The 23,457-nt window shown below is 35.0% G+C and carries 19 protein-coding genes; 1 reads left to right on the forward strand and 18 read right to left on the reverse strand.

The annotated features are described in order from the left end of the window. Positions 1 to 381: 381 nt before the first annotated feature. On the forward strand, positions 382 to 663 hold the full coding sequence (locus BHE19_RS00720) for a SymE family type I addiction module toxin (protein WP_070905572.1): 282 nt from the start codon (positions 382 to 384) through the stop codon (positions 661 to 663). 92 nt (positions 664 to 755) lie between these two features. Here the strand turns inward: BHE19_RS00720 and BHE19_RS00725 are convergent, their stop codons facing one another. From BHE19_RS00725 to BHE19_RS00810, 18 genes are all read right to left on the reverse strand, one after another. Continuing rightward, complete coding sequence (locus tag BHE19_RS00725) at positions 756 to 1,310, reverse strand: DUF6939 family protein (protein ID WP_070905573.1); 555 nt, start codon at positions 1,308 to 1,310, stop codon at positions 756 to 758. A 62-nt stretch (positions 1,311 to 1,372) separates the two neighbouring features. Beyond that, a complete protein-coding gene (locus tag BHE19_RS00730; RefSeq protein WP_070905574.1) occupies positions 1,373 to 1,723 on the reverse strand; it encodes an immunity 51 family protein in 351 nt (116 codons plus the stop codon). A gap of 7 nt (positions 1,724 to 1,730) precedes the next feature. After that, a complete protein-coding gene (locus BHE19_RS00735; RefSeq protein ID WP_070905575.1) occupies positions 1,731 to 2,072 on the reverse strand; it encodes a hypothetical protein in 342 nt (113 codons plus the stop codon). Between the two features lie 142 nt (positions 2,073 to 2,214). Then, entirely contained in the window at positions 2,215 to 2,802 is a 588-nt protein-coding gene (locus BHE19_RS00740) for a DUF6707 family protein (protein ID WP_070905576.1), read from the reverse strand. 2 nt (positions 2,803 to 2,804) lie between these two features. Further along, entirely contained in the window at positions 2,805 to 6,974 is a 4,170-nt protein-coding gene (locus BHE19_RS00745) for a DUF6531 domain-containing protein (RefSeq protein ID WP_083342430.1), read from the reverse strand. Positions 6,975 to 6,976: 2 nt separating this feature from the next. Next, entirely contained in the window at positions 6,977 to 8,326 is a 1,350-nt protein-coding gene (locus tag BHE19_RS00750; protein WP_070905577.1) for a hypothetical protein, read from the reverse strand. A 9-nt stretch (positions 8,327 to 8,335) separates the two neighbouring features. After that, positions 8,336 to 10,105 carry a type VI secretion system Vgr family protein gene (locus BHE19_RS00755; RefSeq protein WP_070905578.1) on the reverse strand — a complete coding sequence of 590 codons (1,770 nt, stop codon included), beginning with the start codon at positions 10,103 to 10,105 and terminating at the stop codon, positions 8,336 to 8,338. Between the two features lie 96 nt (positions 10,106 to 10,201). Continuing rightward, a complete protein-coding gene (locus BHE19_RS00760) occupies positions 10,202 to 10,858 on the reverse strand; it encodes a hypothetical protein (RefSeq protein WP_070905579.1) in 657 nt (218 codons plus the stop codon). Next, a complete protein-coding gene (locus BHE19_RS00765; protein WP_070905580.1) occupies positions 10,845 to 11,708 on the reverse strand; it encodes a glucosaminidase domain-containing protein in 864 nt (287 codons plus the stop codon). Before BHE19_RS00765 ends, BHE19_RS00760 begins: the two co-directional genes overlap by 14 nt. Positions 11,709 to 12,086: 378 nt before the next feature. Next, positions 12,087 to 12,482 (reverse strand): type VI secretion system tube protein TssD, encoded by a 396-nt coding sequence (tssD, locus tag BHE19_RS00770; RefSeq protein WP_017496350.1) that lies wholly within the window; start codon positions 12,480 to 12,482, stop codon positions 12,087 to 12,089. Between the two features lie 483 nt (positions 12,483 to 12,965). After that, positions 12,966 to 13,667, reverse strand: coding sequence for a hypothetical protein (locus BHE19_RS00775; RefSeq protein ID WP_070905581.1), 702 nt, complete (start codon positions 13,665 to 13,667; stop codon positions 12,966 to 12,968). 126 nt (positions 13,668 to 13,793) lie between these two features. Then, positions 13,794 to 14,720 carry a hypothetical protein gene (locus BHE19_RS00780; protein WP_123923564.1) on the reverse strand — a complete coding sequence of 309 codons (927 nt, stop codon included), beginning with the start codon at positions 14,718 to 14,720 and terminating at the stop codon, positions 13,794 to 13,796. A gap of 2 nt (positions 14,721 to 14,722) precedes the next feature. After that, positions 14,723 to 16,120 (reverse strand): DUF4280 domain-containing protein, encoded by a 1,398-nt coding sequence (locus tag BHE19_RS00785; protein WP_070905583.1) that lies wholly within the window; start codon positions 16,118 to 16,120, stop codon positions 14,723 to 14,725. After that, positions 16,120 to 16,866, reverse strand: coding sequence for a hypothetical protein (locus BHE19_RS00790; RefSeq protein ID WP_070905584.1), 747 nt, complete (start codon positions 16,864 to 16,866; stop codon positions 16,120 to 16,122). The genes BHE19_RS00785 and BHE19_RS00790 overlap by 1 nt, the downstream gene beginning before the upstream one ends. Positions 16,867 to 16,869: 3 nt before the next feature. Next, on the reverse strand, positions 16,870 to 18,921 hold the full coding sequence (locus BHE19_RS00795) for a phospholipase effector Tle1 domain-containing protein (protein WP_070905585.1): 2,052 nt from the start codon (positions 18,919 to 18,921) through the stop codon (positions 16,870 to 16,872). A gap of 69 nt (positions 18,922 to 18,990) precedes the next feature. Continuing rightward, the gene (locus BHE19_RS00800; RefSeq protein WP_083342431.1) at positions 18,991 to 20,517 is read right to left on the reverse strand and encodes a DUF2931 family protein; all 1,527 of its coding nucleotides are present in this window, start codon (positions 20,515 to 20,517) and stop codon (positions 18,991 to 18,993) included. Positions 20,518 to 20,681: 164 nt separating this feature from the next. Next, the gene (locus tag BHE19_RS00805) at positions 20,682 to 21,458 is read right to left on the reverse strand and encodes a hypothetical protein (protein WP_070905587.1); all 777 of its coding nucleotides are present in this window, start codon (positions 21,456 to 21,458) and stop codon (positions 20,682 to 20,684) included. A gap of 81 nt (positions 21,459 to 21,539) precedes the next feature. Further along, a complete protein-coding gene (locus tag BHE19_RS00810) occupies positions 21,540 to 23,417 on the reverse strand; it encodes a type VI secretion system Vgr family protein (protein ID WP_070905588.1) in 1,878 nt (625 codons plus the stop codon). Positions 23,418 to 23,457: the final 40 nt, after the last annotated feature.

Consider the following 23,457-nt stretch of genomic DNA (forward strand, 5'->3'; position numbering starts at 1 on the left):
CATGTCCCCGATGGTTTTTATATCTTCTTTTTGAGTATTACCAAGTCCTCTCTCCTTTTCAATATGCAATAAACTGATTAACATCGCTTTTTGCAATCCGTTTAATGGATCACTACTCGTATCAGGTTCAGGAAGCAGATTTTTCTTTCTTCGTTATCAAAACACAAAGATACTTTTAGTACTTTTGCCCCGACTAACATTTTTACGAAGGCGACTTTGCTCGCTATGAACATTGCGGGCTTTTTTATGCCCGTACATGTCACTATACGCGGTTTCGGTACCTCCGTGTGGAGCGTTAATGCGCCCACAGCCTTCGAAAAGGTGTTAGTCAACGGGAAAGGCTGAAACCGTATTTTTTTTGGCCCTAAAAAACTTTCTGCAATGACTAACACAGAAAAAACAAAGCACGCAGAGGCAAAAGATGCCATCTCTGCCACAAAACGAACCCCTAAGATATTGACTGTTCGTCACGTTAAAACGTATTCTTTTTACAGAGCATCGCGTTGCCCATCTATTTTCAGGCCCCGGCCTAAAGAACTTCCACAAATTCGTCTTTCCGGTAATTGGTTACAAAATGCGGGATTCACTATCGACAGGAATTTGACCATTACCGTAATGAAAAACATGCTGATTATCAGACCAGCGAAAGAAATCGAAAATTGATTCTAATATTCACAACAAACCCCGCTGAGATGAGCGGGGTTTAGTTTTTTCTACATTCACTAGTGAGATCCACATCTCAACTGAAGTCTTTTTTAAATAGGATAGTTATTCTCTAAAAATAATTTAACTAAAAAAGCATGTGAAATTGGTTTGAACGAAAAAATGTCTTCACTTGTTTCATAATCTAATAAAATTATAGATTTCTGATCCAAAATTTTCTTTAGTTCAGTTATTTCATTCTTTAACTTATTGTCTAATATCCATTTATAAGTTGGTAAATAAATAAGTTTTTTTGAATCAGAATAACTTAAAATATCTTCTCCATTAATCCCTTTTCTATGTCCTTTTACTTTCCCATACTTTCTGACTGTTCGTTTGATATTTTTCATGTTTTCTATATCAAATTTAGCAGGGTCAATGTCGGAATTTTCAAATACCTTTAATCCTTGCCAGATTCCCTCCACACTTTTCGAAAATTTATTATCAGTGAAAGGAATTGGTATATTTTCTAACGGATAAAACGGACTGAATTTTACCCATGGATTTTGAGCCTTTGAAGTAACATCAATAATCTCAAAATTTGGATAGTTTTTTATTAATGTATCTATTTTTTTTCTTTTACTTTCTATAATAATTTGATTATTCATCGTTAAATAATTTATTTGCTTGTTCTTATAATATCAATAATTTATTCAATTCCCTAAAGCACTTAATCTAATTCTGCTCTTGAAAACAGATCAAGAATTAACACTTTGTTTTCGCAAGCTTCTTTAAATGAAATAATAAAAGATTTTAATGCTTCGGAATCTGAAGAATAGGCACAAAACATGCTTCCTTCGGGATCAAACTTTACGACATCAACAAACTCAGGTTTTTGTTCTTGCAAAAATACCTGCGCTAAAGAAGCCCAATCATATCCATTCCCTTCAAAACCTTCTTCTTCTCTGGTTTCAAAAATTTCGGTTTTATACTCCCCAACATTAAGGCATACCGAAACACTATTTTCATGTTCAACCCAAAAAAAAGGATCTATTGACTCCATAAAATCATCCAAATTCATATAATTTTTAAATTTTATCTAGTTCAGAAAATAATAAATCAGCTGATTCTTTAACACCATCCCTAAAACTAGCAGGTATTTTTTTTCCACACCTTTCGAACCAGGCATAAAAAGTTTCTTTAATTTGGTTTCTGTTTAGTTTTGCTACCCTTCTATTCGCCATTTCAGGATATTTCTTACTTAAATATACAAAAACATCAATATGAACCAATAGAGCTTGGCTAGCCTCGTCAGCTGTTCTTAACCATTCTTCTACCTCTAAGATTTGTTTTATTGCCAAATTAAAATAACGAGCCGGCTCTAAATCTGCCATTTGATTTCCTTCTGGTGCTGCACTGTAAACTTTCATTTATTCTATATAAATTACAAATAAAAAACTGCCCCTGTATTAAGGCAGCTTTTGGTCTTTTCTCTACTTTTCATCAAATTTTCTAATGTTTACAAACAAAACACTCACGTCAGCTACACAGCCATTAAGAATTCAACTTAATTTAATAGATATTTTTATTCAAGAAAGTCATATTTTCTATTATTTCATTTTCAACTTTTGACTCTGGCATACTTTCACTAAAGCCTAATTCACTAATAAAAAGCAATTTTTTTAATTGGACCATTCTATAATCATACTCTAATTCAATATTTTTATTTGCAATTGCTTCTTCAATTCTATCATATAATAAATCATCTCCATCTAACCTTCTTTGTCTAGCTTTCGAATTTATCTTGACAGCCATTTCACTTCCAATATTAAATGCCGTTTTAATTTTTTCAATAACTCTAACGCTATCCTCAATTTTTAAGAAATCTCTATTAATTCTTGACATTAACGTTAATGAGGATTCAATCCAAGTCCAAATATTTTTATTAGAAGTTATCTCGTATCCTAAAAAATATTCTTGAAATTGTAATACAGTTTCTTTCTCATTTAAAATATACAATGTAAACAACAAATCATTTAAATTTTCTTGAATTTGGGCTTCATCTAAATCCTCAGAATTACTAATTAGCAGATTGGCTACTTTATATACATTTTTATCCTTTGGAAGTATGTCAATTATCTGTTCTATTCTTTCTTTCATTTTTAGTCTATAATATTAATTTTTACTTTTGTTCCAGGGTCGTATTCAGATAAGGCATTACCAATTGCTGAACCAGCACCTCTATTGTCTGAAGGATTTATATATCTAACACTTGCTCCTGCACCTCCCTCTTTAAACATCGCCATAGGCCACTCATCTCTATCAAATCCTTTTTTCGTTGGAGTTCCTTCTAAAGATGCTTTCCTATTTGCCGCTGCTCCCAATCTATCGATCGTTACAATATCTGGATGACCTGCTGCAATTGCATCTTCTATATGTTTAGTCGTTTCCGGGTAATCACTTCTCTTGATTGTTGCAACTATATCATGTGTAATACCATCGCCTTCAGATATTGTACATTTATTTAATCCAAGTATATCAACAAAACTATTTGTGTTGTGTACATACGCATATAATCTACTACCACCAAAAAGTCTAATTGGATCTTGACTAATATATCGTCCAGTTCTTGGACTATAATACCTAAACCTATTATAATAAAGTCCAGTCTCTATATCTTCATATTGTCCTAACTGTCTAAAAGGAATAAAGTTTCTATCGCCTTTCAAATTACGGACATCTCCATAAATATCATAATCGGTTTCCCAAATTAGCTCCCCAACTTCGTTGTAAGCTTGTACAGGTCTCCCAATATAATCATTAATTATTGAGAACTTTTCTTCTCCAATTATTTTGGCACTTGGTACAAAAGAACCTCTTTCATACACCCAAGTTACCAGATCTTTAATTGGCTCAAGTTTATCATAGACTAAGTCATCCTCAGTGGCAATTAATTTAGGGCGATCTTTTAAATCGTACTTCCATTCGTGAATAAGAACATTTCCATCCCAAACATAACGATTTATTTTTTGGTTTGCAATTTTTGCGGTACGTCGGCCCAGGGCATCGTACTCAAAATATACTTTCTTACCATCGGGGTTGGTGATGCTCTCCAGCATGCCGTTGGCCAACCAGCTATAGGTGGTATCACCGTCCTGCCACTGCTCGTGTTCCTGCTGTAATCTGTTTTCTTCGGTTTCGTTGCCCGCCAGTTTGTCGATCCAGTTGGTTGGTTCTTCGAATTTTAATTCTTCGTTGATGTTTCTGGTGCTTTTGTGTATCAGGTTGCCCAGTTCGTCGTATTTGTAATGGTACTTTTCATCCTGTAACAGCTTACCGCCTTTACCATACTTACGATCACTGCGATCCGGAGTTTTGTAAAGATTCCCTACTGCGTCCGGGGTTTTGTAAAGCTGTTCTTTACCATTATAATCTGCCTTTGCCAAATTACCAAAATCATCATAATCAAAATAGGTGATATTGGAGGTTATTTGGTTTACCGCGCTGCGCAATTGCTGGTTGGTATCCCAATTGTAATAACGTGATCCGGTGCGTTTGCCATTGGCAAATACTTCCTGTTCTTTTTGTTTCCCGCTGTTGTTGTAGCTGGTTTTAATATGGAGTCCGCCTGTGGTAAAGCGCTCTATTTCTCTTCCCAGTTCGTCGCGATTCAGTGTAGTTTCCCACTTCTGGTGCTGTTCTTTGAGCTCGCTGCTTTGAGCTTCTATGCGCTCCAACTGTCCTTTTGAATCGTAATGAGTATTGATCTCTGCTCCTAATGAGCTATTTATACCTATACGGTGTCCTTGTTTGTTGTAAATGAAGGTAAGGGTAATTGCATTTTCGGTGTTATCTAGCTGCTGTTGCTGGGTTTCTTTTACGATACGTCCCATTTCATCACGCTCTATAAATATACTTACATTCTGATTAACTGCCTCCGTTAAAAGTCCGTTTTTGTTGTAACTATAAGTTTCCCAACTGCCATCGTGATAATCAGCTCTGGTAATTCGCCCCAAAACGTCCTGTTCGTATTCGGTAAATTTTCCGTTGCCGTGATCAATTCTGGTAACTTCACCCGCAAAATTACGTTGGTATTTTTTGACCATACCGTCAAAGGCAGTTTCTTTGATTATTTGTCCGGCCTTGTTGCGGGTAAAATAGTACACCTCGTTATCTTCGTTTTTGATCCCTTGCAATTGCTCCATCTTGTCGTAATCAAAACGCACTTTTACACCATTTTGTTCGCGTGTGGCAAGGCTTCCCATTGGGGTATAACTAAACTTAACGCTATTTTTATTGTCTTTTAAAGCTATTACTTCGTCATAATTGTTGTACGTGAACTGTATGACATTGCTGTCTTTTTCTACAATTTGTCTTACCCGATCCAGCGCATCGTAGCTGAAGTAATCAGCCATCTGCATTGGGGTGTAGATCGCTTGTACGCGTCCACGATGGTCGTACTCCCATGATTTTAACTTTTCACCATTCTGACACCATTCTATAAGATTGTATTGATCGTCATAGATCATTTCGAATTTATTGTTGTTTTTAGCCACTGTCGCCAGTAGTCCATTATCGTGATAAGTGAAATGACTAGTGGTTTTATCAGGAGTAATAATCGTTTTGAGCTGATCTGGTCTATCTTCTTTGTACAAATAAACAGTTTTATTGCCTTCGGGATCTATGGCTATCGATGGACGGTTTTCCTCATCGTAAATCATGATTTCTTCTGTCCCATCTGGGTAAACGGTACCGGTTTTGTTCCCTCTGTCATCGTAGTTAAAGCCAAGAATGCGTCCTTCAGGATCAATCTCGCGATAGAGTTCCATAAATTCGGTGTAGTCGTAAAAGGTACTGTTGCCCATTGGGTCTTTTATCTGTGTGACCAATTGGCTAGGCTCATAATAATAAGTGGTTACGGCCCTATTGGCATCAGTTACTAAATTGTAACCTTCCTCCGGATGGTATTCCAGCCATCCTTCCTGCCATCCGCCATCACCCCAAGTGTGGATACAACGGTTTTGATTATCGTATTCCCAATAAAAAGTTTGTCCGTTTCGATCTGTTTTCTCTACCATCAAATGGTTCTCGTAAGTGATCATAGTAGCTTTTCGAAGCGCATCGATAATAGCACTAATGTTACCGTCCTGATCGTACTCGTAGGCTACCAAAAGCTCGTCTTCTTCCGGTCCAACAAGTTCTAACTTCTGAATAAATCTGTCCTTAGTACTTACTTTGATCTCTCTGCCTGCAGCATCGATTATTTTTTTCAAACGGTTTGCTGTAAATTCAAAAATGATAGAAAGTCCGTTTGGATTGTTTATTTTGGTAAGCTGATATTTTTTACCATTAAAAAGGGTAAACTCATACAAGAGTTTACTTTTATGTTCGTAGGCTGTATAACCTTCTTGTGTTCTTTTCAGGGTTATTTTTTCCTGACGTAAATAAAATTCTTCTTCGGGCAACAGCATTGGAAAAGCCACAACTCGTCCGTCATCCATACGAAGTCCAAGGGCATCGTCTTCTGGGTACAACTCTACCGCTCTGTCGTATACGCAATGTACACCATGACCCAGCCATCCTACATATTGGGAGTCTGAATACCAGCTGCGTTCCCAGTTTAAAGGAATCGGACTGGCGAGTTCGAAATCGCTTCCTTCATAAATCACGGCGCCATTAATAAGGTTAACGGGTTCGAATCCTGCTTTACACAATAATCGACTAAGTTTATTAGGGCCTATCGCTCCTTTAAGAAGTTTATTGAATGCTTTTTTTCCGACTTTCATCAAGGTACTAAAACCAATACTAGCTAATAAGCCTGTAAGGACTCCTCCCCAATCGGGAGGATAGGGTCCACCAACCATTACGGGTTTCCCCGTTGGGATAGGCAAGGAAAACGAGGTTGGGGCAAAAAGGGTTGGGGCAAACGGTAGCATCTTCTTGCCTATTTTGGTTTTCCCTAAAGACATCGATAGGGGGATGCCGATATCATTACAGGTCATTAGCATATGTCCTTTGGGACTCATCCTCGTGCCGTCTGAAAAAACGGTTTGTGAGGCGAAAAAATTCATACTTTCATGGCCTATGATAGGTGTCATAAGCCAGGGTGGTGTAAAAAGGGGAATATGCACCAACGGAATTATGATCCCGCTGGTGTCTGAGTTTCCACGTTTAAAACCATTTACATGCACAGTGGCACCTAAAAACGGAACGTAATCAAAAGGATCCATCACAATACCTATATAAGGATGAAACGGGTTAAATGGTGGCAGGGTAGTAAAATGGATGTCTATCCCCACCACAATGGTCAAATGATTATCGGTTAGTAACATAATTAATAGGTGTTGCTTAATTGATATTCCTCTTGTATCTGTTTGGCTATTTGCTTTGGATTGTCGTTCCAGTTTTCTCCAAAAATGAGTACCATTCGTTTAAAAACAGCTTCTTTTTCTGAATACCCAATTTTAGGATCACTCTCTAAATAACTGTCAGCAATAAAAGTAAAGTTGACAATTTTAAGGATTTCGTCGGTTAGTGCGTATCCATACTCAAAAGCATCATTTAAAATTTCGGTATATCGACTGCCTCTTTTCTTGGCAGCCAGCAGTAATGCATAATTGTACCCGTTGATCACCTGCATTTCCTGATTTATTTCCTTAGCAATTGCTACTTGTTTTAAAAAATAATCAATCGCAGTATCTGTATTTCCAATAATGCTGTGATGAGAGCCTTTATAAACTAATAATTGCATTAAAATTCCCGCGACATCATCCTTCTCTTTATAAAATGGAGTCGTTATTTTAATTCCCTTATCCAGTAGTTGATGAATAAGTTCCTTCTCGTCTTTAAATTGGAATAAAAAGCTGGCATAAATTAAATAAGACGAAGCCCAAAAACTGGTTTCTCCGGTACTCTTACTAATGTCGATAAGCTCATTACCCAGTTTTTTTACTTTCTCCTGTTTTTTATTTTTTGCTGCCTCACCAATTTCAAACAAACATTTTCGGTAACGTACCTGTGGATCATTTGGATTTCCTTGTGTAGCTATTTCTTTGTAAGCTTTGTTTATTTCCTGATTTGGAATTTCTATGATGGTTCCGTTTTCCTTTGCTGCAAAAACTACATCGCGATACTGCTGTCTTTCCTGATAATCCAAAAACAGAAAACCTATATTTTCCGGCAATAAAACGGCCAGTTCATTGAGACTTTCGGTCAACAAATCGGCATTGCTAACTTTTTTGATTAATAAACTTACGATCAAAAGATTTCCTGTTTTTGCTTCAAATTCTTTAAAACTAATGAGCATTTTGATGTAGAATTCCTTTAGACTTTCAATACTAAGCTGATTAATTTCCGGAAGTACTTCTTTAAAAGTGGCAAAATCTTTCCAATTCCAATTGGGATTTTTTTTCAGATCTTCTTCAAAAGTTACAATCCATTGCTCTATGATCGTGCTGAAAAAATCTTTTTTATCATCAAAATCAACAACAAAAGCAACAAACGAATCTTCGGATTTACCATAAGCGGAAGATTCTAAGTGAATGAAAGCATCCAATAAAGGAAAATCATCCTTAAAACAAACCATACTGAATACTTTAGCTTTTGGCTTTTCTTTTCGGGTTTTGTTCCAGATTTTCTGAATGTTCTCGACTCTTACAGCGATAGGATTGTGCGTATTATGCATTTTTAAATTCTAATTTAAGTTCACCACTCCACCTTTAACATTGGTCATTGTTTTACCGTCTATGTCAACAACCTTTCCTTCTGCCAAAATGGTATTTTTACCTTTTATATTGATACTTGGCGCTTCATTACCGATTTGAGTGTCACTTTTCACACTCACCTCATCCGTACCAACAGCAACTATTTTTTTACTGTCGACATTGACCTCATTTATACCATTTATATTTACCTTTTCATCAGCAAGAATGTTAATCTCTTTAGACAAAACGTCTATTTTGTTTGGAGCATAAATGGTCATGGTCCCGTCACCGTTAAGTTTTACCATATTACCGCTTGGGTCTGTTGCGGTAAAACTATTATCTCCTTCATCTAAAACTAAAGAAGTACCACCTCTGGTCGCAAAGCTCCTTTTGTTGTTATCCTGGCCACCGCCTCCGCCACTTTTTCCATGAAATACACTTCCCAAAATGAAAGGTCTGTTTGGATCTCCATAACGGAAATGAACCATAACATGATCCCCTACATCCGGAATAAATACCATTCCTCTGTTACTTGCTACTTTTCCGCTGCTTCCCGCATCAGGAGTTAGAACACGAAGCCAGGCTGTTTTCATAGAAGTACCTTGCTGCCAAAGCATTTGCACTCTAATTCTTCCTTTGTTTTTAGGATCTGTATTGCTTTCTACCAAAGCTTGCTGTGTCTGTGCTATTGGATAAGCTACATCAGGTTCCGGAAGACTCAATACTTTTGAAGGTATCGCTCTGAAGTTATTTTCGTATTCTCCTAAATGGGTCGCATAGTGGCTAATTTCGGTAATAATATAGGAGCCTACTTCTTGTGTTATCATACTTTCGTTTTCTAAAACACTAGATTTTATGTTGACTATGCTTCCTATTTTTAATTTGGTATTTTTAGTAGTTGCCGAAACGTAATTGGTATCGGCAGCAGCGCTTTCCTGTTTCTTTCTTAAGAAAGATTCTAAAACCAAATCGTCGCCTGTACTCACTATCCCGTGTGTAAATGCCGGTGTTGCAAATACCTCTTTTGAAGTAGCAAAAGCTTCATTGCCTAATTTTGGCAAACCGCCTACCGTGTCTTTCGATTTTGCGGTATAGCGTTTGTCAGCGCTTTCGTTATAAGTAAAAGCACTAAATTTATTTGGTACCGCCTGTACGGATATTTTTAGTTTTGAGATATCACTATTGTAGGTCAGAGAGATCGGCTTGTCGAAACTTTTAGGTTTACCGAAGATTAACTTCTCTCCATCATAATACAACCATTCATTGTATTGTTTTGCCAATCGCTGAATGAACTGAAAATCGGTTTCAAGGTATTGATTCTGGTAGTCCATTTTGCTGGAATATTCAGGGTTTACCTCGTTTTGCAACTGCTCTCCTGCTCCATTTTTTATGGCTTCTTTAACGATATCTTTTAAATTCATTTCTTCCCAGGAATGCAGCTTTTCACCGGACTCCAGCAAGATGGTCTTTGAATAACCCGATACGACAATATGGTTACCCGAATGTCCCATTTCCTGATCAAAATCGATATTGGTCACTACTCCTAAAAAGTTGTTTTTGTCTTCAAGAATGATGTGTACCACTTTACCCAGCCAGGCCTGAGCATTTTCAAGCGTATAGGCCAAAGGACTTTCGACAACAGCATGAGGAACACGAATTTCAAATCGATGATGATCGTTTATCACTTGTACCAATTCTATACTGGTAAAATGGCTTATTCTCTTGGAATCTATTCCAAAAATTATGGTTTGTGGTATCATTATTTTAATCTTTTTAGTTAGTACTAACTATTTATGTCTATCGGATCAGTGTGGTGTTATTTAATTTTTATAAATCTTGTATCGATTATTATATTTTTAAGGAATGTTATTATTATCTGTATTTAAAAACTTCAACAATGTCTCATTGTTCTCTAACATTTCGGGGGTTAAATTCAACTCTTTAGTGCCTTGATGCTTAATTAAATTTTTACCAATTTTGTAATAATGAACGGTTGTTTTTCCTTCATAATTTAAGCTGTTCGCGCTTATAATTATGTTGCTTTTTTCATTAAAATAAAAAGAATTAATCCCGGTAGTAATGATATCAGATCTTTGTTTGAACTGATAATTAATTTCTTTTTTATTAACTAAATCAATTGCAATCAGATTTATTCTATTATTTACCTCACTCAGGGGCAATAAAAGAATATGATTGTTTGTGATATAAACGTTTGTCGATTTATCATTGGCAATGAGACCATTTATGGGAAATACATTATCGAATCGATTTGGATATGCGATTCTAATAATGTTATGTCTGCCCTGATTCACATAAATACTATCTTTATAATATTTAATGGTATATAAAAGTCCCTTTCGATCTTTAACTTCTAAACTGTCAATTTCAAATTTTACCTGTTCCTTCTTAATTTCATTTATCGAAATAACATTTTCTTTATTCTTCGAATTACATCCAAGAAAAACAAAAAAAGTTAAGATTATAAGTAATTTAAGTTCGCTAGTTAATTTCATTTGAAACGGTGTTAAATTTTTCGTTCTGAATCACCAACTGTCTTTTTTCTTCTTCCAGTGTACTTTTTACGGGATCAGTAAACAAAAGTGAATTGCCTGTCAGGATTGTATTTATTTCCTTTAACCTTTCTTTATTAGCCTCTATCTGAAAGTCTAAACTATTTTTGAAACGCTTCTTTACTCCGCCGATTTGTTTGAGCAGATGCTCTCCATAATGATTGGCACCACTGCTGTCCATATCAGCATTATAGGCGTACTTTCCTCCATGTCTTTCTTTGGCTGTAGGATAATATGTTCCTGTATTAAAAGCCTTGTCAATGTCATCCGCGGTTATGGTGTCATTTTTTATTATACTGGAAAAATGGCTCCAGTTTTTGTCAATTTTGTTAAAATAATCCGTCAAAGCGGCCTGATAACCACCCAAATTGGAATAATCTTTAACAGTACCGTGACTGGTACTTCTTTTGAAGGGTTTTCCCATAACTCCAAATAAGTTATAGTCCCCATGTTTTATTGCGGATGCTCCATATCCACTTTCTAAACTTGCCTGTGCCAATACCAATAATGCACCTTGGGAGGATGCACCTTTTGCTTTTGCAAAATCATATATTTCGACTGCAATTGTGGTTAAAAACTGATGGTGAACCGGTTTTTCTTTTTTAGGTGGTGCACTTATAGCTTTAGCTTTAACATCTTCGGCTACACGATTCCCTTGCGGGCTTCTTCTTTGCATCATTGCGCCCACTTTATCCGTATTTTCCCACTGACCTGTTTGTCTATTATACTGAGGTCCTTTGACACCTAATGAACTGGCGTTCTTATGTTTTCCTGAAGATGAAGTTTTAGCCATGAGATTGCTGATTAGATTGAGACACCTCAATAGTCATAAAACAATATCTCTTTTGGGGATTTATTTTGTAGGTTATTTTTTGTGGTATCATTGGGGTTTGGGGGTTATTTTATTAAGAAGGCTTCCCTATTAAAATTGCTTTAATATAAAATCCCTTAGAAAAGTATATTTTAGAAATACACTTATCTACTGCATAAAAAGAAAAAAATATTTCAACTTTCAGATAATGGAACTAAAAACAGTACGAACGAAAATCTTTTACTAAGATTTTCCTTCAGCTGAACCGCTAAATTTAAGAGTTAAAAATCAGTATCTTTTTATTTTTAAGGAAACAAGAAGCGATACCATATCGCTTCTTGTTTTCACAACTAGCAAAAATTAGATTTTAGCCCAGTTGTTATCTAATGTAGCATTACCTAATGTAATTTTCTCTGCAGAGAATGTAATCTCAGTAGTCATTGGGGTTTCAGCCAAAGCGTCTAACTGCTCGCTAAAGAATACAATAAAAGCATTTTCAAAAGAAAGTTCTTTCATTACTTGCTCAGAGTCAGCTTTGAAAAATTTTACTTTTCCGCTTACTGGTTTGTGTTGACTGTTTACCGCTTGTTCGATAACTGTAGTGTTGTCTGTAGATTTAACTCTTAAGTTTAATCTTCCTCCTTTAATTTCAGAAGAAACAGCTCCTTTACCGTCAGTATGTCTTAACATATCAACTTTTGAAAATAATACTTGGTACTCGTTTCCTTCGAATTCTAAAACTGCTTTAAATGCCATAATAAAAAATTTAAGTTGTTAAAAAATGTTTTTTTTTTAGAATCCTCTTTCCTTTTGTATGACTAGTATGAACAAAAAAAAGAGGTATTCTACATGATTTTAGAATACCTCTTTTTGTACTAACGTACTTTTTATAATTGCTTCTTGTAGGAAGATGAGGGTGATTCGCAATCAATATTTGTACGAATATACAAATACAATTTTGAAAAACAAGTTAATTCGTAATCTTTTTCATAGAAATAAAGAAAAAATATTGCTTTAAGCCAATCAAAAATGTAAGAATCCAGTATTTACGGGGGCTGACAGAAAATTCATCTTTTTCTTCTACGTCCAAAATAGTCGTATAAAAAAAATCTTACCGGACTCTTTCTTATTTTTTCAGTACTTTTTTTATGAATTTATCCTATTCTTTGGATTCATAAAAATCAAAACAGTTACAAAAAACAATACAACTATTAAAAACTATTCCTTCTTTTATTTTTTTTATTTAGTCAATAATCTCTTTTTGAATACCGGCACGATATAGCTTTCAATTTCTCTCCATTGGAAATGAACACTAAACTCTTCATATCCACTATTCCTATAATTTTTAGTATCAAAAATTGAAAAATAAAAGTCCGGAACGCTTTTACTTTTATCTATGATTATTCTAAAATTTAATAAATCACTTGGTTTTAATGGTAAATTAATGTCCTGGTCTTTTAATTTTTTTCTAATTTTTTTTAACAGTCCGGGTTTATCTACAAATAAATCTACTCCAACTCGTTTACCATTATTCAGATCAAAACAATAATACTGAATTGCTTCCCACGGTGATCCATAAGATTGAATTCCGATCGAAAAACTAACGATCTTATTTTTATCATAGTAAATTTCATAATGTTCAAATCCCGAATTTGACTCTCGTAAAGTATTGTTCAAAATACGTTTAGAGAGCGTATCTTTTTTCATTCTGATTCTATCCTCAGGTTTACCAACAAAAGATTTGTCAAATACTTCATAAGTATTCTGAGTAATTGCATAAACTTTATGATTTACTTTTTCATTACTCGAATTGATTTTTAACTCTTCAATTATCAAAAAGCCAGAATCTACATATACAGAATCTTTTAAAATTTTAAGGTTCTGACTATGTAGTGAAATTGAAAAAAAAATAAGTACTACTGTTATAAATTTGTTTCCCATTTCTATTTAGATTTTACTTCTTCTTTTGACTGAGAATACTAAATTTTATGCATTAGCATATAACTAATAACGATAATTTCATTTTAGTTCCATTGGAATTTTTGCTTGTTCTTGTTCAATTTCAACTCAATCTTTACTAGAAATCATTTTTTCGACTTTTAATAATTTGATAACTTCTTCAAGATTTTTAGGCTTCTGGGTTACATCGATAACTTTCAGTTTAGACTGATACTTTAAGAACTTAAATGTTTTTGCCGTTGAGTTTTGAGTCCAACTGCCCGATAGCGAATCAAACAAAGTTTTTTTATTTTTATAAAGCTCTTCGTTAGAACTGCTTCGTTCATTCTTTTCATCTTCAATGGAATATTTACTATAAGTATCATTTTCTTCTACAAATGTTTTATGATATCTATTAGCGCCCGAAATACTTTTCAATTGACCGTTTCCTCTATACGCATAATCTATTTTATACTGGAAAAAATCATTATCTGTCTGATAATTTCTATTTTTAACTTTTACAGAAATAATCTTATGAGAGCGGTTTTCTTTTTGATTTCTCCAATTTTTATTCAATGGATCAAGTACCTGGGAATAATCACCATAGCCATCCTTTAAAAAGAAAACCAAATCCAAAACTGAATTTTCAATTAATATTTTTTGCTTCAAAAACGTATAATATTCGTTATTTATGACATAGATATCATTATCAACTGTAACTACATTATTCTTATTGAAACCAACTTTTATATTCTGTCCGGATTCAGAACACTTAATAACAATTGAACTATTGCTCCTGTTTGAAATCCAATAGGAAAACACTTGAGGCGTTTCTGTTAAATCTGAATTTAACTGATAAACAGTTATAGTATCATTGCTCTTAGGAAAAACACCTATAAAATTTCTAACATCTTTCTCATCATTATCAATTCCTTTTTCAACGTAGATCTCTTTTGCGAAGGCTAATGTATAATCAGAATTATCTTTTTCTGGCTTTGAAATACAAAAAGATAAAAACAGACTACTTGCAATTATTAAAACAAACATTCTTTTCATAATCATTTTTTTGAAGCAGTTTCACTTGTTAATCTTGTTTTCGTTTTTTTCCAAAAAATACTTTTTCCTGCACTTATAGTTCCCGAAATTCCGTATGTTTCATTTACTCCCGTTTCGTAATAAAAACTACCCGATTTCCAATATTCTTTATCCTTAAAGTCACTTGCGGGTATTTCGTACTTAATTTTTGAAGGAACATCCACTTCTTCAAAAGTTGGTTTACCATCTTTTCCTAGTACCGGTTTTTTATCTTTGTCTAGTACTTTTCTCTTCTCCTTTTTAGTAATATGTTCATGTGTCCCCTCATCATTCTTCTTATTATGATTTCCTTTGTCTCCATATTTCGTAGACGTACCATTAGAAGCCACAAAAGCGTCGTAGACATCTTTTGGAATTTCAATAAACTTATACTCATCAAATTTATTCTGCCCGAGTTTATTGTATGGATTTGTCTCTGAATTACCCCAAGCAAGAAAATCTGTGCCATCCCAAAATTCTGCTCCATTAGTTAAATCGTCTTCTGAATTTAACACATAAAAAAGCGCTTGTCTTGTTAATTTAGATTTTTCATCATTCTTTGTTTCTTTTAATTCTTTTTTATCTCCAACAGACGAATAAGCAGTTGCTAATAATTGTTTCCATTTTATTTTTAACTTCTTAGATCTGTTAAAACTAGTATATGCAATACATTTTAACTCTTTTAAATCGTTCTCTCCCGCTTCCATTTTTACCACATAAGCTATATAACAAAAATTTGAATGACTTATATTTTCATCATTCTCTTTCAATAATTTTATATCATTATAAGTCGTAACCTCTTTTCCATTCTTATCCTTCTGGGTACTTTTCCCCGTGCAAGTGTATACATCTCCAATATCTCCAGAATTTTCAGCTTCATTTACTTTTCCTTCATAAGCGCCATTTGTATTGTAGAAATGTCCATTTACATATATAATTTCTGCTGGCGGCACAGGCGCTGCTGTGGTATCAATTTTTTCCGGTGCATTGCGTTGCGCAGAGTCTGTGATTTTAATATCTACTCCTCCATAATTGCATTTAATTGTACTTTTAAGAAGTAATGGAAATTTTTCCTGAAAATACACCGTACCCACATCTTTCCAGTCGGCAAGCTGCATTACTGAAGCGCAGGGACTTGAACTCTGCGGGCTTTTTTTGCAGTTGCCTTTAAAGATTACACTCTTTTTGTCTTTCTCGACAATCGTTGCTACTTTTTTGTCTTGTATGGTAGGAGTATCAAAATTTACTTTTAAGTCGCCCTCCGGAACGGTACATAAGTCACATTTTAGTTTGGCTCCGTCGATAACAAATTTTAAGCCATCCTCGGCTTCCTCTTTTTCCTCGCGTTCTTTTCGTTTTTGAGTATTATCTGGTTTTGCCATTAGAGTGATGTTTTATTAATGTTATACAAAATGCTCAATCCTTCTTTTTCTATTTCTAATGTTGCCAATTCTATCTGATGTTCTCTGTACTCTACAGTACCATCATATTTTATGCTATCTGTCTCTGTACCCTCTTCAAAAGGTTTTCCTGATACAAAGTAGGTATCCAATTTTTCATCTTTTGGACGAACGTGTTCCAACATTACAGCGCTCCCACAATCCATTATTTTTTTTTGCCGTTCAACAGGGGACGGGTTTCGATATAAACTAAAAAAATACAAACCAAACATTTTATAATCGGAGAAGAAGGTTATCATTTTTTGTTCGTCTTCTACCGAACTGCTAATATCCTGCAGGTATGATTCTACAACAAAACCAACATTATCTATGGCCAATTTGGCACGAACAATTTCCCATCGCTTTCCCAGTTCCTCAAAGTTTACTATTTTGATTATTTTGCCATAGTTATTTACTTCTACTTCAACTTCGTCAAAAGCAGCTCCTATTCTTTTGAGAAAAATAATATTCTCTGTAGATAAATTACTTGTGATTTCGATCTCGGAAAGAAATAACTGAAACAACTTATCATTTCCGTTGTCTTTGTATCTCGTGATAGCAATCTTTCGGGTGTAATTTATTTTTTTTATCTTTTTTGGATTCGAGAAATCTGTTGTTACCGTTTCAAATGCAAACTCATTTATTTTATCAAGCTCAGGGAATACAACATCGTAATCTAAATAGGTCATACTTTAATGTATTTTTCTTTTTCTGCCTTCATTGGGCTGCATCCCGAACCAATCTCTCGTTGAAGACCAATGCAGGTATTCATTCCTTAACTTTCTCAGCATGGTTTGTCCACTGTAACCCACAACAGTAACTCCCTCTATAGTATATGTTTTCATTTCAGGTTCTTTTTGCGGCATTTTAAGCTTCTCAAAGTCTAATTTAGGTTTATATTGCTCTACCCGTAAATTGTCGACTGCTATCTTGAGCTCTTCGAATTCATAATTATGAGTTTTGAGTTTTTGCTCTATATCCAACATTTCAGCATCTCGTCTCTCCTTTTCTATCCTTTCCAGTCTTTTTTGTTCGATTACTTCGTCACTGATGAAATCCCATTCTTTCACCTCGTTGGTTTCATCAAGTGCATAAGGTGTTAAATAGCTTTCTACATCTGTTAGAAAATCATCTAATGGAAATTTCACAGCTGTTTCTTCTACAAAATACTCCTTCATTTCAGTACTTCTGGCATACGTTTCCATAAAGTGCAGCGGAATATAACTGTACTCTTTTTTGACTCCTTCATACTGATCTTCGGTGCCTTCTATTTTTTTTCCACGGGTGCCTGTAAGTTTACTATAAGGCGGAAAACTCCATTGAATTTTCGTTTCAATTTGATCTTCTTTATACCAATACTGTCTGATCAGATCTCTTCTCAGCGCTTCTAACCCTATTTTATCATCAAAAAAACCATTTGGAAAAACAGAAACATAATGTCTGTCTTTCATCTGAGTTCCGATTTCATCGACAACTTCTTTCTCGGTCATGTAAGCTCCGCCTATATCACAATGTACTCCCGGAAAATTTTTTTCGATGTATCTGCCGGGAATTTGATTGATTCGGGTAAGAGCAAAATTTTGACGATGTTCGTCTTTTGCTGTAAAGTGTACTACTTTTTGACAGTATAAATTATTCAGATGCAGCTCGGCAATATCATCATTAAAATGTGTTGACCAGGCTTCTTTTATGAGTTTGCCTCCTTCGTCTTTCACATTTCCATAATCGTCATAATGATCCCGAACACCATTTTCCTCAAAGTAAGACGAAACGGTATCATAAATCCCCACAAACCGGACAACAATCTCTACATTTTTCAAATCATCAAAATCAAGGCTGGTTTTTTTTAGCAAACTGTATCCTAAATGCCCCATCTTAGGGAGCTGATCTCTTATTAAATAGCTGTTGTCTATCTCGTAATTATCGACATCTACAAAGGCATTTCGCATTTTTTGTATGCGTACACTACCGGATTCCGAATAGGGTCTTTCAATGTATTCTACTCCACAAGGGATTTGTTTTTTCACTGCATTTGCGTAACCACTATCATGGTTTACCTCGTAGACCAGATTTCTGGACGTAGCAGCACCTCGGCTGAATCCAAATACATCAAGTGTGATTTGAGCAAGTTTTGTCGCATCATCACTCTCTGCCATCTTCAGTGCTACTTTATCTGCAATTTGCTCACAAGCGTTACGCACTCTGGCACGTATACCTGTTTGTCCTGAACCAAAGGCAAAACCGTCTGTACTGTCGCGCATGAGGTGATCTGTTCCCATACCCGGTACATAAATGGCATATTTTTTTTGTTCACAACATTGCCACATACGTGCCACATTGGTGTAATCGTTACTGTAACTGTTGTCTGTTCCCATACGATCCAGACCAAACTCGTTTAAAGGGACTCTATAGGAGGCAACGAGATATTTGTCTCTTTCATCAATAGCTTTAAACTCCGCTTCCTCAGCTGGCGTTTTATTTTTCTTGGAAAGAAGTTCTTCTATCCGTCCTTTATTCTTTATTTTTTTATATTTTTTTTCGTCTTCACTTTCCAGCGTCGCATTATCTTTTGAATAATCAATATTTCCCTCTGCATCTTTACCTCGGCTATGCTTGTTACGCATATCGGTATTCGTCTTATTATTGAGTGTGCCGTCTATAAAAATTCCAAAAGTCACTCGTAGGTCTTCTTTTTTTATATCATCGGCCGCTGCTCCTGTATTGTATACAAATGTTTTTCCCATAACAATGATTCTGTTTTTGTATATTCTTTTAATAAATACGATTCGAAAACTGGTGTTTTTTGTACAAGACTAATTTTGATAAGTAGTGAATTTCACTGGTAATTCTTTTCCGTTTCCTTTAAGTGTAATAGTACAGGAATTATAGGATTTACCAATTTTTACCTGCATTTCTATGGGTGCTCCGGGCTTTAGTTTTTCAATATCTCTAAACGTTTCACGAACTTCGTCATCTTTAAATATCAACTCTAAATAACTGGTTTCTCCATCCGCTTTGCTGTAATCAAAACTTATTTTGGAAGGTGCCGCATTTTCCTGAAGCGGTAGATTCATCTCTTTTTTTTCAGCAAGAGACTGCCCCAAAGTGTGACTCAAAAAATAAATTTTATCCGGCATCTTTTCTCCCTCGGGAAACGTAAAAACAGGATGCCAATTGTATTTGTATTCTCTTGTCACTATGCTTGATTCAAAAACGTTTGTTTTACTTTTTTTCAGTGGTATAACAGCTGTACCGTTTTTTAGGGTGGCTCCCAAATAATCACTCCCCGGATTTATTTTAACTTCTAAATCAATATTTGCTTCAGGATTCTTTTTACGCAACTCTTTGAAGGCATCAAAAATTTCTTTCTCATCGAAAATAAATGAACCACTATAACCCTGTCCGTTTTTATCCCACCAGCGAATTCCTAAACTTCTTGGGATTGCTCTTTCCTGATACTCATTTTTGGCAAATTCTTTTTCTAATAGTGTTTCGCGTTCTCCATTAAATAAGGCAAATGACAATTCATCCTGTACCTTTCCTTCCCTCACGAATACGGCAGTAGGGCGCCAGTTGTATTTTATGCGGTAGCTGTCCCAAAGTCCGTAAGGTATGGGTTTGTTTTTATTTGCTTCCTGAACCTCAGGCGCTATAATTTTCGGATTTTTTAAAGTTCGCTCTCTGTCAGCAGGATCAAACAACAAGCGTTCATGACTGTCTAAAGAAGCAATTTCCTTAGCACTTATCTCTGCCTTTTTTCCTTGGTAACGTCCTATTTCAACATCTTTCTGTCCGCCTTTCAACCAGACTACTACAACACCTCCCGGAGCAAAACCTACCGTAATGTGCTTATAAGTTGTCATTACTTTTCCCTTTTTTTGAACGTTGCTCTGAAAACCTTCGTTGAAGAGTTTTACCATTTTAGGATAGTCCAATTCTGTATCGATATGATACATCACATCTTCAACATACGAATACCACGTACAGTTAAGTCTTTGCGGAATTGGTTTTTCGCCCTGACTCATCCCTGAGGAATTTTCTCCCCAATCTCCTATACCTGTGGTTGTACCAAAACCGTATATACTGGTTGTACTGTTGGGCTCTTCGTTTACACCATTTGATACTAACGGACCTTCAAGCCAGCCTCTATAGACTTGTATTGGGTATCCTGAAGGACAACTTAAACCTTCCTGCCATTTAAAATTTGTTTCCATATTACTAAGGGGGGCTTTTATTGCAGAGTTATTAACCTTTTTATCGGTTTGCTTTTTCTCCTGGCAAGAGCTTGTTAACGTATTTGTTATAAGAAATAATAGTAAATAAAGGGCTATTTTCTTCATGCTTTTTAAGTTTTATGCATACTGGTACTGTCTTAACGAACTACTTGTAAATATATCAAAAGTAAGATACATCTCATATTTTTTCTTTAACTAAACCTGTTTCCGTATGCTATACATAGTTGTCAACTCTTTATTCTATTATCGTTATGGTAAGAATGTTTTATCTAGTTTTCAATTCCATTTTTATTAAAATACTCCCTAAAAGTTTTTTTAAAATTGGATAGGTTTTGAACTCCTGATTGTATTACTTTCTCTTTACTGTAAATTTCATACTTTCCATTTCCGGTCTCTTTTCCTGTCCAGACAATTCCGGATTCAATCTTTCCGGATTCATTGGTTTTCAAATAGGTAATTATTGGAGGGGCAAATTTTTCAGCATAACTTCTTAAATAGATTCTGTAAAGAGCATCTTCTTTGGAAAAAAAATGGGCTATTGAATTAAAGGCGGAATCCAAATTTTCAGCATTTGCAGCATGATTTAAACTAGTAAAAAGTTTTATCAGATTTTGGTCAAAATTTTCATCGAGATCGTTGAGATCAAAACTGCATATAGAGCTCTTTATTTTATTATTTACAAGAAAACTATAAATGCTGTTGCTTTTGGGTAAATGATCGATATTCAAATTTATAGTTTCAAAATAGCCTACTATTTTCTTCTTACAAAATAGTTCACTTATTTGCATCTGATCTTTAAAATATATCTTAATAACAGCAGCTGATTTTTCTCCATTACTCACTGTAATGGTATCTTTTTCTTTAGTAAAACTGAAGATGTTTCCATAATTTACCGCGTACATTTCTACAATAAAACTTTCCAGTTTTCCGTCAATATACTTTTTAGATAATGTACCGCCTTCTATTTCTGCTTTTTGTACCTCTTCCGCCTGTCCAAAAGAGAATGCACTTGTCAATAGAAAAATAAAAAATAATAGCTGCTTCATTCTGATTTGATATTACGATTACGTTTCTTTGCCTGTACCATTTTGTTTCAATTAGGATAAATCATTACCAGTGTGCTTGCGTTATCCTTTATTTACTTTGGCATCAATGGCACCCAGTACTTTTGAGATTCCCGAACTTTTTATCAAAATATCTCCTCCTATGGCTTTATGAGTTGTTGTTGCTGTAGTTTTATTTAAATTACCATTAATCTTTACAGTTTTATCACCTGATACTTTTTGCTCGTACATATTTGTAATAAGTTTGTAGAGTTCTGTAATATCGACTGTACTGCTTTTTCCAACTTTTAAGCTGTTGTTACCGTCGATAGTAGTTTTCTTGTTACCGCCTACCCCTACAGTCATATTTTTACCAACGGTAATATCCAGATTATCACCAACATTGATGGTCATATTTTTAGGTGCATTTACAGTAATATTACCTTCACCATCCAAATAAACACTGTTATCTGACGGGTCCTTTATCAGAATACTTTTCTGCTTATCATCAAAAGTGATGGTACTCCCGCAACGGGTAAAGAAACTTTTAATATGATTGTCCAGCTTACCGCCTTCGCCTGTTTTTCCGTTAAAAATACTACCAATTACATACGGTCTGTTAGGATCATTGTATCGAAAACTAACCATTACGTGATCGCCTACCTCCGGTATCGTAACCCATCCGCGATTTCTATTTACCACATCGCTGGTTCCGGCATTAGGAGTTAATACATACAGCCAAGGTGTACGGGACTGCTGTTTCTTTTGCCATAATAATTCTACGCGAACTCTTCCATTACCACTAGGATCATCATTGGCCACTACCACAGCTCTTTGTTCCTGTGCTATTGGCATGCCTACCTGAGGCTCGGGAAGTTTTTTTATTTTAGCCGGAAGTGCTCTGAAACTATTTTCGTACTCTCCAATTTCAGTAGCTTTATGTGTGATTTCGGTAATAATATAAGTACCAATTTCATTCGATTCAAATTGTGTCTTATTCGTACTCAATCCTTTTTGAAGAACCTCTGATTTATCTAATATTTGCTGAGATTCGATATTAATAATAGAGCCGATTCTTAGTTTTGGATTTGAGCTTGTTGCCGAAATGTAGTTTCCTTCTGCAGCTATACTTTCCTGTTTTTTTTTCAGGATACTCTCAAAATATACATCATCTCCGGTACTAAATTGTCCGAACTCGTAAGAAGCTGTACTATATAATTTTTTGGAAGCTTCGAAGGCGTCTTTTCCTAATTTCGGTAATCCCTCTACGATGCTGTCATCTGTTTGTGCCTGATAAAGCTGATCGATATTTTCATTATAAGTATAACCGCTGTACTGATGGGGTTTTGCTTCTACCGATATACTTAAATTAAACAGGTCTTTATTGTAAATTAATTTTATGGGAGAGCTTTCTTGTTGTGGTTTTCCAAAAAAAAGTTTTTCTCCGTCATAAAATAACCATTCGTTATATTGTTTGGCTAATCTCTGGATATACTTAAAATCCGATTCCAGATATTGCGTTTGATATTCTATTTTAGAAGTAAATTCGGGTTCGATTTCATATTGCAGCTGTTCTCCTGCAGCAGTTTGTATGAGATCGTGCACCATATCTTTCAAATTGAGATTTTCCCAGGAATGCAACTTTTGACCGTAGTCTAACAAAATAGTTTTAGAATACCCTGAAATAACAATTTGACTGCCTACATGTCCCAATTCCTGTTGGTAGCGAACGTTTGTTATAATTCCCAGAAAGTTATTGTTACCACTTAACCTGATGTGCAGCACTTTTCCAAGACATTCCTGGGCGCTTTCCATCGTATAGGCCCGAGGTCGTTCTATAACAGAATGTGGAATACTTATTGAAAACTCATGGTGAGCATTAATGGTTTGCTTTAAATCGATTTTAGTAAAATGAGAAATTTCTTTGCCGTCTATACCAAAGATTATTTTAGGAATGACCATAAATCTGTCTAGTTTTAAGTTTAATTCTTTAAAATTTTTA

The organism is Flavobacterium tructae (genome assembly GCF_001853485.1).
Taxonomy (GTDB): domain Bacteria; phylum Bacteroidota; class Bacteroidia; order Flavobacteriales; family Flavobacteriaceae; genus Flavobacterium; species Flavobacterium tructae.